We start from the raw sequence: 13,352 nt of genomic DNA on the forward strand, positions 1-13,352 counted from the left end.
AAAACGGGGTCTGTGGATTTCCTGTGCCTGGGGATGGGACCGGAGTGCTTCAGGGTCTGTCAACGACGGGAACGGAAACGCCGGATGTCGGGACGGTGGTGAGAGGTGAGAGCGTGTTCCGGTCCGCGGCCGACGGCACCGGACGACGCTCCTCCAGCGGCACCACCGCGGGCAGTCCGGCCGTCTCACCGAGCACGACATGGCGTACGACGCGCTCCGCGGCCCGCCCGTCGTCGTAGGGGCAGAAGCGCTCCCGGAACGCCGCTCGCAGCTGCGCGGAGCGCGAACCGCGCCAGTGGCCCGTCGCGAAGATGTCGATCAGCTCGTCCTCGCTGCGCGCGACCGCGCCGGGCGGGAAGGCGCGCAGATCGAAGTAGGTGCCGCGGGCCGCCTCGTACGCCTCCCAGTCGTCCGCGTGGATCACGATGGGCCGGTCAAGGCCCGCGTAGTCGAACATCAGCGACGAGTAGTCGGTGATCAGCGCGTCCGAGGCGAGGCACAGCGACTCGACGCTCGGATGGTCCGACACGTCGATCAGCCGGGCGCCGCCGCCGGTCAGCGGGGCCCGGTACGCGGGGTGGGCGCGGGTCAGCAGGACGAAGCGCGGGCCGAGCCGGCGCAGCACCCGCTCCAGGTCGAGCGCCGCGCGCTGGGTGCGGAGGTAGTCGCGGTGCGTCGGCGCGTACAGGACCGCCACCGAGCCCTCGGGAATGCCGAGGGACTCGCGCAGCCGGGCCACGTCCGTCGGCGTCGCCTTCTGGAACACGTCGCTGCGCGGCTGGCCGTACTCCAGCGTCGTGTAGCCGGACGGGAAGACGCGCTCCCAGACGAGCGTGGAGTGGCGGTTGGCCGACAGGCAGTAGTCCCACTGGTCGGCGCCGCGCAGCAGCTCGGCGAAGTCCGTGCCGCGCGCCGCCGCCGGGCGCTCCTGGAGGTCCAGGCCCATGTGCTTGAGCGGCGTGCCGTGCTGCGTCTGGATCATGACCTGGCCGGGCCGCTTGACCAGCCGGCGGTCGAAGCCGACGTTGTCGACGAGGTACTTGGACCGGGCGAGCGCCGTCCAGTACGCGGCGGAGCCCGGCGTCAGCCTGCGCGTGCCCGTCGGGATCGTGTGGTGGAACTCGGGATCCGCGATCCACGCGGTGCGCATCCCCGGCGCGAGCGTACGGAACGCGGCCTCCAGCGCCCCCGGGTTGCAGCCGTGACCCCGCCCCCCGTACCCGGCGAACACGGCGTGGTCGGTCCGCACGGGCAGCCGGAGCTGGACGCCGTAGTGCAGCCGGAGCGCGGCCGTCCGGACACCGCGGGCCAGCGCCCCGGTGAGCCGCGCGACCCGCCGCTTGAGCCGCGTCGCCGTCCACAGCGCGCGGTACGCGCGATGACTGCCGAGGCGTACCAGCGCGTGCCGCAGCCGGTTGCCGGACGGGAGGCCCGCGTCGCCCACGCGGTAACGGCGGTGGTGCGCACGGGCCTTGCGCAGGAACTCCGCGCGGGTGCCGCGCGGCAGCCGGTCGCGCTTGAGGAAGACGGCCGACAGGTGGTCGACCATGCGACGGAACAGGACCGGGCGCCACCGGGCCAGTTCGGGGTGCGCGTCCAGGTGCGCGAAGACCCGGTCGTACTGGTCGAAGATGTCGAAGTGCCTGCTGCTGGTCGTGCCGAGGATGCTTCCCTGACGCCGCTGCCGGTAGTGGACACAGACGCGGTCCAGCGTCGCGATGGTCTCGGCGGCCATCAGGACCGGGTACGTCCAGGGAGTGTCCTCGTAGAAGCCGGGCGGGAACGCGAACCGCTCCCGCTCGACGAACTCCCGTCGGTACGCCTTGTTCCACACGACCATGAGGACGTTCAGCAGCCCCGGCCTGTCGTCGAGGCGGAACGGCGCCGGGCCCTCCTCGGTGAGCTGGCCCGCCCGGACGTTGCGGACCGTCTCGCCCGACCAGAAGGTGCGCGCGTAGTCGTAGACCAGGACGTCCGGATCACCGGTCTCCTTGACGCGGTCGGCGATCTCCCGCAGCGCGTGCGGGGTGAGGCTGTCGTCGCCGTCCAGGAAGATCAGATAGTCGCCGGTCGCGTACCGCATACCCGCGTTGCGGGCCCGGCCGAGACCCACGTTCTCCTTGAGGTGGACGGCCCGCACGCGCGCGTCGCGGGCCGCGAACTCGTCGATGATCGCACCGCAGGCATCCGGTGAGCAGTCGTCGACAGCGATCAACTCGAGATCGGTGAAGGACTGTTCGAGGACCGACGCCATGCACTCGTGCAGATACGCCTGCACCTGGTACGCGGGGACAATGACACTGAACCGGGGCAAGGGACATCCATGGGTCGGCGCGGCCATATTGCCCGGAAACGGCCGAAGGGGTTACGTGGTTACGCCGGATGCGGCATGTGGGGGACCCCGGAGCGACGCGAAGGGGGCGGGACCATGCCGGCCCGCCCCCAACGCGTGCACTCAGGACGTCACTTCACGGAGCCCGCCATCACGCCGGACACGAACTGCCGCTGGAACGCGAAGAACACGGCCAGCGGGATCACCATGGAGATGAACGCACCGGGTGCGAGCGTCTCGATGTTGCCGGAGAACTGCCGGGTCTGCTCGGTCAGCGCGACCGTCAGCGGCCGTGATCCGGAGTCCGAGAAGACCAGCGCCACCAGCATGTCGTTCCACACCCACAGGAACTGGAAGATGCCCAGCGAGGCGATCGCCGGCCCGCCCAGCGGCAGGACCACGGTCATGAACAGACGGGTCTCGCCCGCGCCGTCGAGCCGTGCCGCTTCCAGGAGTTCACGGGGGATCTCCGCGAAGAAGTTGCGCAGCAGGAAGATCGCGAACGGCAGGCCGAAGCCCACGTGGAAGAGGATGACGCCGATGACGCTGCCGAAGATCCCGATGTCGCCGAAGAGATCGGACAGCGGGATCAGGGCGACCTGCACCGGTACCACCAGCAGCGCCACCACGGCCAGGAACCACCAGTCGCGGCCCTTGAAGTCCATCCAGGCGAAGGCGTATCCGGCCATGGCCCCGATCACGATGACCAGGGTGGTGGCCGGCACGGTGATCCAGATCGTGTTGAGCAGGGAGTCGGTGATCTCCTCCTTGCCGAGCAGCGTCGAGTAGCTCTCGGTGGTGAGCTGGGACGGCTTGCTGAAGACGTCCCACCAGCCGGAGGCGGCGATGTCGGTCGGGTCACGGAACGACGAGGCGAGCAGTCCGACCGTCGGTGTGACCCAGAGCAGCGCGACCAGGATGAGGAAGACCCGCATGACGCCGCCGGCCGCGCCGCTCGCGAGCCTGGAGCCGAGCGAGCGCGGCGGCCGACCGGACTCCTGCGCTGCCACGGGGGGTTCCTTCAGAGGTACGGAGGGTGCGGTCACCTTCGGCGCTCCCTTCGCAGTCGGCGGATGTTGACGATCATCACGGGCAGGACGAGCAGCAGCAGTACGACGCCGATCGCGCTGCCGAGGCCCAGGTCGCCGCCCCCGCCGAAGGACGCGTTGTAGAGCTGCAGCGCAAGGACGTTGGCCTCGTCCTGGGTGGGCTGCGGGGCGATGATGTAGATCAGGTCGAAGATCTTCATCACGTTGATCATCAGCGTGATCAGCACGACCACGAGGACCGGAGCGAGCAGGGGAACCGTGACCCTGCGGAACACCTGCCACTCGTTGGCCCCGTCGACCCGGGCCGCCTCCATCAGGTTGCGGTCCACCCCGGCGAGGCCCGCCGCGATGAGCACCATCGCGAAACCGGCCCACATCCAGGCGTACGCGCCGATGATGGCCGGAGTGACCAGGGACGGGCCGAGCCAGTCGACGCCGTTGTAGGCCGCCGCGAAGTTCGAGGAGGGCAACCGGAGCCGGGCACCGTCGGCCGACGCCGGCAGTGTGAACGTACCGTCGTCGCCCGCCTTCGCCGAGGCCACGACCTTGCCGTCCTTGACCGCCTCGACCTCGATACCGGGAAGGGCCTTCTCGCCCGCGTCGACGGCGCCCTTCTCGCCGCCGCCTCCCAGCTTGAAGTCCAGCCAGACCGTGCCGGACACCCCGTCGCCCGAGGCCTCGGCGGCCTTGGCGTCCCCCGGGTCGCCCGGCACCTTGTTCGGGGCGATGCCGACCAGCGGGATCAGGGCCGGGGAGCCCGCGCTCACCGTGCCCGTCGAGGTGAACGAGCCCTTGCCGGACGCCTTGAGACCGCTCTCGGTGGACGGGCGCGCCTTCGGATACACGGACGACTCGGCGAAGGTGTCGTGCACACCCACCACCACGGCGTTCGCCACGCCCTGGTCGGGGTCCGCCTCGTACACGAGCCGGAAGATGATGCCCGCGGCGAGCATGGAGATCGCCATCGGCATGAAGATGACGAGCTTGAACGCCGTCGACCAGCGCACCCGTTCGGTCAGCACGGCGAAGATCAGGCCGAGCCCGGTGACCAGGGCGGGCGCCACCGCGACCCAGATCGCGGTGTTCTTGACCGCGGTGAACGTGGCGTCGTCCGAGAAGATGTCACCGTAGTTGCCCAGACCCACGAAGCCCGAGCCGTCGGCGTCGTACAGACTGCGCCAGACCGAGTACCCGATCGGGTAGACCACGAGCGCGCCGAGCAGCACGACCGCGGGCAGCAGGAACAGACCTGCCACCCACGGCCGGGTGCCCATCACGCTCTTGCGTTTGCCGGCGGGGGGCACCGGACCTGCCGCGCCCCCCGCCGTCGCCACCTGCGACGACATCAACGGCCGTCAGCTCTTGTACGCCTTGGCGGCAGCCGCTTCGAGCGCCTGCTGCGCGCCTTCGACGTCCGAGGGGGTCTTCAGGAAGTCCTGCAGCGCCTTCCACTCGCCCGCGCCCTGGGTGCCACCGAAGGCGGCCGGGGCCTGGTCGGACATGTCGAAGCGGAAGTCGTCACCCGCCGCGAGCAGCGCCTTGGCGATGTCCCGGGTCACGTCGTCCTTGTAACGCTCCGCGTTCATCTCCTTGTTGGGGGAGATGAAGCCGCCCTGCGCCGCCCAGATCTCGGCCGCGTCGGTCGACGCCAGGAAGGTCAGCAGGGCCTGCGAGCCCTTGTCGTCCTTCAGCGCCACCGCCACGTCGCCGCCGCTGACCACCGGCGACTCGTCGCCGACCGCCGGGAACGGGAAGACCTTGGCGTCCGTGCCGATCTTCGCCTTCGTGTCGGCGTTGATGTTCGCCGCGACGAAGTCGCCCTCGTAGACCATCGCGGCCGGGGTGTCACCGGAGAAGGTGTTCGTCACCGACTTGGGGAACTCGGTGCGCAGGGCGCCGGCCTTGCCGCCCGCGATCAGGTCGTCCTTGCCCCACAGCTGCGCCAGCGTGGTCAGGGACTCCTTCACGGAGGGGTCCGTCCACTTGATCTCGTGCTTGGCCAGCTGGTCGTACTTCTCCGGGCCCGCCTGCGAGAGGTAGACGTTCTCGAACCAGTCGGTGAGGGTCCAGCCGTCCTGCCCGCCGATGGAGACCGCGGGCGAACCCGCGTCCGACAGGGTCTGCGCGGTCTGCACGAACTCGTCCCACGTCTTGGGCTCGGCCGTGATGCCCGCCGCCTCGAACGCCGCCGTGTTGTACCAGACCAGCGACTTGTTGGCGGCCTTCGCATAGACGCCGTACTGCTTGCCCCCGACAGCGCCCAGGTCCTTCCAGCCCGTGGAGAAGTTCTTGTCGAGCTGGGCCTGTCCCTCGGCGCCCAGGGGCTTGACCCAGCCCTTCTCGGCGAACTGCTGGAGGACGCCGACCTGCGGCAGGAACGCCACGTTCGGCGGCTTGCCGCCCTGGATCTTCGTGCCCAGGAAGGTGGAGGTGTTGTTGCCGGTCGGTACGAAGCTGACCTCCGCGCCCGTCCGCTTCTCGAACTCGTCCAGGACCTTGGTGAAGTTCTCCTGCTCGGGTCCGGTCCAGACGGCCGCGACCTCCAGCTTCTGGCCGTCGAGCTTGGGGAGCTCGACACTGGCGGCGGCGCCGGTCTCGCTTCCCCCGCCGCCCTCGTCGCCCTTGTCGTCGTCACCGCCGCACGCCGTGAGCGTGAGCGCCATCGCCCCCGCGACGACGGCGGCCGCGGCCTTCGCGGTTGCGCTCTTCTGGTAAGGCCTGTTGATACGGAGTGTGCTGCTGCGCATGACTTGCCCCGTTCTTCGTCGAACGATCCGGCGCTGTCCCGTGCGCTCTTGGTCTACGCCCGTGCGCTTGCACGCGGCAAGGGCGCCTGCGCTGTCAAGGGCGTGATCGTAACCGCGTCGTGACGTGGGGCTGGGGCCGACGGGGCGAGTTGTCGGCTGTCGGCCGGTGGGGCCGGACGCGCGGTCCCCCGCGCCCGGGAGAAGCGGGGCCGCGCCCCTGCTTCTCGACTCGGACGGACGGCGGGGGCACAGGGCCCGGCGGTCACAGGAGCGACGGCACCTCCGTCGCCGAGACGGAGCGGGCGGCCCGCTCCAGGGCGCTGGCCAGCAGCGCCAGGTCGGTCGGCCCGTTGCCCAGCTCGCGGACGGGGCGGCGCGCGGGCGGATCACCCATGCGGGCCCACTCCAGCGGCACGACCGTGGGACGCAGCGTCGCCGTGCGGGGGATACGCCCCGTGACGCGGCCGCCCTGGAAGGGCGTCGACCGATGGGCCGGTCCACTGAGTCTGCCCCGCCCCGGCGACGGCTCCTCGGGACCGGACCCGGGGGTTTCCAGGACGACCCGGAGGCCGGCCCGCCGGGCCAGCTCCGTCTCGTCCGTACGGGCTCCGCCGCCGGTCGCCGCCACCAGGTGGACCCCGAGCCGCTCACCGTCCCGGGCGACCGATTCGAGGGCCCGTACGACGGAACCGGCGGCCGGGCGCCCGGGGGAGCCCAGCGCGGGGGAGAGCAGGGCGTCCAGATCGTCGACGACCACGACGAGCCGGGGGAGCGGAGGGCCCGCGTCCGGCCGGGAACGGGCCGCCGCGGGCCGCAGCCGCAGGGTGGAGCTGGGAGGTGTGTCGAGGTCCCCGGCGCCGGAGGCCGAACCGGAGACCGTGCCCGTGGCCTGCCTGGCCGCGGAGCCCGCCGAACGCTGGGCGACGACCCGGCCCGACCTCTCCGGACGCGCGTGCCACTCGGCGAAGTCGAGACGCCCGAGCAGCTCGGCCCGCCGCTTCAGCTCGGCGGACAGGGACTGCGCGAACTCCCGCATCCGTACGGGATCGTGGGCGCCCAGGTGTGTCGTGACGTGCGGCAGGTCCGTGCAGACCTGGAGCCCGTCCCCGCGTGCGGCGGCGCCGCCGGTGCCCGTGCCGTCCCGGCCGTCGACCAGCACGATGCCGAGCCGGTCGGGCCGCTCCGCGGCGGCGAGCGACGCGGCGACGGAACGCAGCAGTTCCGTACGCCCGCTGCCGGGCGGGCCCTCGATCAGCAGGTGCGGGCCCTCGTCCGAGAGGTTCACCCCGACGGGGCCGCGCGGCCCGGCGCCGAGCACGGCCGTGGCCCGGCCGCCCAGCGCCTCCGCGTCGTCGGCCGCGTCCGCCCAGCGCGCCATCAGCGACGCGGGCGTCGCCCGCGCCAGGCCCAGCTCGTCCAGCAGCCGCGCGGACTGGGGCAGCGGCGCGGACACGCGGGTGTGCCGCTCACCGGCCGAGGCCTCCGTGCGCAACGGCGCGAGGGCCCGCGCGAAACGCTCGGCCCACGCCATGGAAACGGCGTCCACCGCGGCGACCGTGCCGTGGCCGACGGGCCCGCCAGGACCGCCGGGCGTCTGGGGCCCCGGAGCCACCCGCAGCAGGCGCAGGGCCGTCGCCACGTCCCCGCTGAGCAGCGCGACCGCTCCGCACTCCCGGAACGCGGGCGACACCGCGCAGGCCGCCTCGTACGTGTCGGCCACGGGCGAGGCGGGTGAGGCGGCCGGTGTCTCGGCGAGACAGATGACGTGGATCCCGACCTGCGGACCCTCGGCCGCGAGCCGCGACACGGCCTCCCGCACGCCGGCCGAGCCGGGGTCGCCGTCCACCACGACGACGGTGTGGGGGCCGGGCCACTCGGTGTCCGCCGGGTCGTCCGACCGCGCCCAGGAGGGCCGCCGGCTCCTGCCTCGCGGATCACCGGTCTGTGTGCCGCTGCGGGGGAGCCCCAGGTGGGTGACGTTGCTGTCGCGTACGGCGGGACGGCTTCCGTCGGCGGGTGAGAAGGTGCCGGGGTCGTGCGCGCCGGAGGCGTCCGGGCCGCTCCGGCCCGTGGCGTACGGGTCGGTGGGGGCGGCCGCGCCGGCGCCGTCCGGATTCCCCGGGCGGGACGCGAAGGCCCCGCTGTCGTCCGGCGAGCCGGCGCCGAGCCGGGCCTGCCCCCTCTCGGCGGCGCGTCCCGTCTCCGTCAGGTGGTCCTCCAGGCGCCGGATCAGCTCCTCCGTACGCGCCGTCGCCTGTTCGCGGTCGTAGGCGAGGAGGAGGCGGCAGTCCTGGCCGTGCGTGGGGCGCAGGTGGGGCAGCCAGCCGAGCCACGACCACTCTGCGGTGCGCTCCTCCAGGGAGCGCGAGCGGTCCGTGCTGAGGAGGGTGATCTCCAGCGAGTCGGGGGAGTGCAGCGCGGCGAGCTGGGCCACCACCGCGCGCGAGAGCCCCGAGAGGCGCTCGCGCGGCCCGGCCAGACCGAGCGCCCCGACCTCCCGCAGCCCGGTGGTCACCGGGACGGCGGGCAGCAGTCCGGAGCCGTCGGGCGCGCTCCGGTCCGCCGTGCCCAGCCGGACCGTGAGCGTCTCCTGGTGTCCCGGTCCGCGCTCCCACAGCCGCGGCCCCGGACCGAGCGCCGCCAGCAGCAGCGCGGCGGGATCGGGCCACCGCTCGGGCTCGGGTGCGCCGGGGTCGACGGGCTCGGCGGACGGTGCCTCGTACACCTCGTACGTCTCGTCCTCGGGGTCCGGCTCCTCGCTCCGGCCGCCCGCCAGCCGACGGGCCCACGCGGAGAGCCCGCGCTTGCGCGGACCGCGCGGCACGGGCGTGCCCCGCAGGGGGGTGCCCTTCCGCTTGCCCTCCCCGGGCCCCTGGCCTTCGCCGAGTCCCTGACCCTCGCCGAGTCCCTGAACGGGCTCCTGGGCGTTCGTGGTCCCCTCGGACGGCCTCCTGGGGTCGGCGCGCTCGATCCTGGGTGCCCCGCTCTGGCCGGGCACCGTGTACGGCCCCGGGGGCAGGTGCCCCTGGGCCTCGGCGGCACCGCCCTCGGCGGCGCCCCACCCGGCCGTGCCGTATCCGTGATGGGTCTCCCCGGCAGGTGGCGCGACCGGGGATCGGGAGCCCTCCGAGGAGCCCCCGTCCCGAGCACGGGGCACCCTCGCGGCACCGGCCTCGGCCCCGGTGTCGCCGGAGGAGGCGGGCCCTCGCCCCTGCCCCTGACGCTCTCCCGTTCCCGTTCCCGTTGCCGTCCCCGGTCGGCCGGGAACGGGCTGCGGAGTCGGCCGGTCCCGCCCGGGGGCCTCCGGCGCCGCCACCACCCGTACGTGTCCCTCGCCGTCCGGCGCGGTCTCCCGGACGTCGGCCGGTTCGCCCGGCGGGGCGAGCCGCAGGGCCGACTCGCCCACCCTCAGCAGCGCCCCCGGCGCGAACCGCACCGGGCGCTCGCCCACGCGCCTGCCGTCCAGCACCGTGCCGTTCGTGGAGCCCAGGTCCGCGACCGAGACGTGGCCGTCCGCCGCGACGGTCACGGCGCAGTGCAGACGGGAGACGTCCGGGTCGTCCAGAGGCACGTCGGCGTCGGCGGAGCGGCCGATGTCGATCCGGCCGCCGTGCAGCAGATGGACGCCCCCGGCGTCGGGCCCGGCGACCACACGCAGCTGCGCGGCGGCGGGGTCGACATCGGGACCTGGCTGCGCGGGGGAGCCCAGGGACAGCACGGCGCCGTCCATGAGAGGTGGCTCACCCAGCGTGCAGCGCTGTGCGTCGAGCCGCTCCGCCTCCGCGTACAACACCCCGGCGCCCTCGCCTCCGACCGCCGAGGCGAGGCCGGAGGCCACCGCCGCGAGCGCGGTCCCGGCGGGTGCTGTGACCAGCACGTCGCAGGACGCGGGGCGCCCGTCGGGGCGTGTGCCCAGCGGGTCTACGACGGTCAGCCGGATCTGCATCGCCGTCAGCGGTCCCTTCTGTCGCGGGTGCCCGCGACGGAGCTGTCCCACGGTCCCCCACCGCAGATCCCCCCACCGCGCACGGGCACGTCGGCCAGTACGGAAAGCATCCTCGCACCTGCTACTGACAACACGCCCGTCCTCCGCAGGCAAGTGATCTTGATTGGTCGGCTCTGCCCGCAAAAGTGCCTGACCAATGCCCGGTTGAGATCGGTCACGTCAAGATCCGGCAACCAAACCACCCGAAGCGAGCGTCTTTTCATCGAACACATACGGGAAAGCGCCACGTAATGCATGGGTGGGTGAGGCGGAGGAAACCGCAGCACGACGACAGCCCGGTGCCGTGTTCGGCGGCATTACAGTGGGTCGGAACCACCGGTACCACGGTGGACGGACCAGGCAAGCAAGCAGCAGGGAGCGCATGACGTGCGGCCGGTAGGCAGCAAGTACCTGCTCGAGGAGCCACTCGGGCGCGGCGCCACGGGCACCGTCTGGCGGGCCCGCCAGCGGGAGACCGCGGGTGCGGAAGCGGCGGTGGCCGGTCAGCCCGGCGAGACCGTGGCGATCAAGGTCCTCAAGGAGGAGCTCGCCAGCGACGCGGACATCGTGATGCGTTTCCTTCGGGAACGCTCGGTGCTGCTGCGCCTGACCCACCCGAACATCGTGCGCGTACGGGACCTCGTGGTCGAGGGCGATCTGCTGGCCCTGGTCATGGACCTGATCGACGGTCCCGACCTGCACCGCTACCTGCGCGAGAACGGCCCGTTCTCGCCGGTGGCCGCCGCCCTCCTCACCGCCCAGGTCGCCGACGCGCTCGCCGCCAGCCACGCCGACGGTGTCGTGCACCGCGACCTGAAGCCGGCGAACGTCCTGCTCCAGCAGCACGGCGGTCAGATGCACCCGATGCTGACGGACTTCGGCATCGCCCGTCTCGCCGATTCGCCGGGCCTGACCCGCACCCACGAGTTCGTCGGCACGCCCGCGTACGTCGCGCCGGAGTCCGCCGAGGGCCGCCCGCAGACCTCCGCCGTCGACATCTACGGCGCCGGGATCATGATGTACGAGCTGGTCACCGGGCGTCCGCCGTTCGGTGGCGGGTCCGCCCTGGAGGTCCTCCACCAGCACCTGAGCGCCGAGCCGCGCAGGCCCTCCACGGTTCCGGACCCGCTGTGGACCGTCATCGAGCGCTGTCTGCGCAAGAACCCCGACGAACGGCCCAGCGCGGAGAACCTCGCCCGCGGCCTCCGTACGGTCGCCGAAGGCATCGGGGTGCACGCGAACTCCGCGCAGATCGCCGCCGCCGAGGCCGTGGGCGTTCTCCTCGCCCCCGATCCGGCGCCCGCCGCCGTGCCGGGCATCCCCGGGGCCGCCGACCCCACCCAGGTGCTTCCGCAGGGCGCCGCCGCCTACGACCCGAACGGCGCGACCAGCGTCCTGCCCCACACGGGCGCGGGCGCCGCCGACCCGACCGCCGTACTGCCCCACCGCGGCGCCGCCGACCCGACCGCGGTGATGCCGCCGGTGCCGCAGAACCAACCCGGGGCGGGCCCCGAGGACCCGCACCCCTGGCAGAACCAGCTGCGCGCGGCCCGCGACCGCAACGAACCGACGCAGATGCAGTCGTACGTCGACCCGAACGAGGACCCGCTGAGGCGGCGCCCGCAGCGGCAGGTCGCCCGGCCGCAACAGCAGCCCCAGCCCCAGCCGCGCCAGCGGCCCCAGCAGCAGCGCCCGCCGCAGAACCAGCCCGGATACGGCTATCCCCAGGGCCAGGGACAGCAGCCGCAGGGGTACGCCCCGCAGCCGCCCCAGCCCCAGCGGTACGCCCCGGCACCGCAGCAGCCCCAGCAGCCCGCGCCGCGTCCGCCGCGCGAGCCCCGGCCGCCCCGCCAGCGCGGCGGCAGTCCGATGAGGATCCCCGGGCTCGGCTGCCTCAAGGGATGCCTGTTCAGCATCGTCATCCTGTTCGTCGCCGGATGGCTGGTCTGGGAGCTGAGCCCGCTCCAGGACTGGATCGGGACGACCAAGGGGTACTGGGCCCAGCTGTCGGACTGGTTCGGCACGGTCTCCGGGTGGGTCGAGAAGCTGGGCGGAGGCTCCGGGGCGTAGATCCTCCGGACGGCGACGGGCCGTTCCTGGTGTTTTGGGACTTTGATCCCCTGAAATCCCCAGAACCGCACTGCGGTTCTGGGGATTTGTCGACACCTGGGGGGTGATTTCCGTCGCCGAAGTGAAGGTTGGCGCTACGGGCGCGTAGTTTTGTCGCCAACACGCGCCCGTAGGAGCAGTCTTGGTACGGAAGATCGGCAGCCGGTACACCGCGCACCAGATCCTGGGGCGGGGCAGCGCCGGCACGGTGTGGCTGGGCGAGGGACCCGAGGGTCCCGTCGCCATCAAGCTGCTGCGTGAGGACCTCGCGTCCGACCAGGAGCTGGTGGGACGTTTCGTGCAGGAGCGGACGGCCCTGCTGGGCCTCGACCATCCGCACGTCGTCTCGGTGCGGGACCTCGTGGTCGACGGCACCGATCTCGCCCTGGTCATGGACCTCGTCCGCGGCACGGACCTGCGGACCCGGCTCGACCGGGAGCGGCGGCTCGCGCCCGAGGCGGCCGTCGCGATCGTCGCGGACGTGGCGGACGGCCTCGCCGCGGCGCACGCGGCAGGCGTGGTGCACCGGGACGTGAAACCCGAGAACGTGCTCCTCGACATGCAGGGGCCGCTCGGTCCCGGCGGCGCGCACCCCGCGCTGCTCACGGACTTCGGGGTCGCCAAGCTCATCGACTCACCGCGGCGGACCCGGGCGACGAAGATCATCGGCACGCCGGACTACCTGGCGCCGGAGATCATCGAGGGGCTGCCTCCCCGGGCGGCCGTCGACATCTACGCGCTGGCGACCGTGCTGTACGAACTCCTCGCGGGATTCACGCCGTTCGGCGGCGGGCATCCCGGCGCGGTCCTTCGCCGGCACGTCACCGAGACCGTCGTCCCGCTGCCCGGGATCCCCGAAGAACTGTGGGGGCTGCTCGTGCAGTGCCTGGCCAAGGCACCGGCCTCCCGGCTGCGGGCATCCGAGCTGGGCGAGCGGCTGCGCGAGCAGCTGCCGCTGCTCACGGGCATGCCGCCGCTGGACGTGGACGAGCCGGAGGGCGAGGCGGACGCCGCCTACGAGGACGCTCCGGACGAACCGGAGGCCCCGCGGGAGCGGGTGCGGCGGGGTGCCGTTCCCCTGGTGCCGGGCGCCAAGCCCGACTCGAACCGTGACACGCACACGTCGATGA

7 protein-coding genes are annotated in these 13,352 nt (G+C 72.9%); 2 read left to right on the plus strand and 5 right to left on the minus strand.

Annotation, left to right across the window (positions count from 1 at the left end):
* Positions 1-49: 49 nt before the first annotated feature.
* The 5 genes from KUF83_RS05540 to KUF83_RS05560 form a co-directional block, all read right to left on the minus strand.
* Entirely contained in the window at positions 50-2,314 is a 2,265-nt protein-coding gene (locus tag KUF83_RS05540; RefSeq protein WP_217453412.1) for a bifunctional glycosyltransferase family 2 protein/CDP-glycerol:glycerophosphate glycerophosphotransferase, read from the minus strand.
* 149 nt (positions 2,315-2,463) lie between these two features.
* Positions 2,464-3,267 (minus strand): carbohydrate ABC transporter permease, encoded by an 804-nt coding sequence (locus KUF83_RS05545; protein ID WP_217453420.1) that lies wholly within the window; start codon positions 3,265-3,267, stop codon positions 2,464-2,466.
* A 107-nt stretch (positions 3,268-3,374) separates the two neighbouring features.
* Positions 3,375-4,727, minus strand: coding sequence for a carbohydrate ABC transporter permease (locus tag KUF83_RS05550; RefSeq protein WP_217453413.1), 1,353 nt, complete (start codon positions 4,725-4,727; stop codon positions 3,375-3,377).
* Between the two features lie 9 nt (positions 4,728-4,736).
* Complete coding sequence (locus KUF83_RS05555) at positions 4,737-6,128, minus strand: ABC transporter substrate-binding protein (protein WP_217453414.1); 1,392 nt, start codon at positions 6,126-6,128, stop codon at positions 4,737-4,739.
* A gap of 262 nt (positions 6,129-6,390) precedes the next feature.
* Positions 6,391-10,074 carry an FHA domain-containing protein gene (locus KUF83_RS05560; protein WP_217453421.1) on the minus strand — a complete coding sequence of 1,228 codons (3,684 nt, stop codon included), beginning with the start codon at positions 10,072-10,074 and terminating at the stop codon, positions 6,391-6,393.
* 426 nt (positions 10,075-10,500) lie between these two features.
* Here KUF83_RS05560 and KUF83_RS05565 point away from each other — a divergent pair, with 426 nt between their 5' ends.
* Together KUF83_RS05565 and KUF83_RS05570 are read left to right on the plus strand one after the other, a co-directional pair.
* Positions 10,501-12,183, plus strand: coding sequence for a serine/threonine-protein kinase (locus tag KUF83_RS05565; RefSeq protein ID WP_217453415.1), 1,683 nt, complete (start codon positions 10,501-10,503; stop codon positions 12,181-12,183).
* Between the two features lie 181 nt (positions 12,184-12,364).
* On the plus strand, positions 12,365-13,352 hold a 988-nt coding region (locus KUF83_RS05570), incomplete at its 3' end, for a serine/threonine-protein kinase (RefSeq protein ID WP_217453416.1).

The sequence above is a fragment of the Streptomyces sp. BV286 genome (genome assembly GCF_019090165.1).
Lineage (GTDB): Bacteria > Actinomycetota > Actinomycetes > Streptomycetales > Streptomycetaceae > Streptomyces.

What these genes read in the sequence shown, in the direction of transcription:
- KUF83_RS05560 (WP_217453421.1), bottom strand. Translation starts at nt 10,074, where the DNA reads ATGCAGATCCGGCTGACCGTCGTAGACCCGCTGGGCACACGCCCCGAC.
- KUF83_RS05550 (WP_217453413.1), bottom strand. Translation starts at nt 4,727, where the DNA reads ATGTCGTCGCAGGTGGCGACGGCGGGGGGCGCGGCAGGTCCGGTGCCC.
- KUF83_RS05545 (WP_217453420.1), bottom strand. Translation starts at nt 3,267, where the DNA reads ATGCGGGTCTTCCTCATCCTGGTCGCGCTGCTCTGGGTCACACCGACG.
- KUF83_RS05555 (WP_217453414.1), bottom strand. Translation starts at nt 6,128, where the DNA reads ATGCGCAGCAGCACACTCCGTATCAACAGGCCTTACCAGAAGAGCGCA.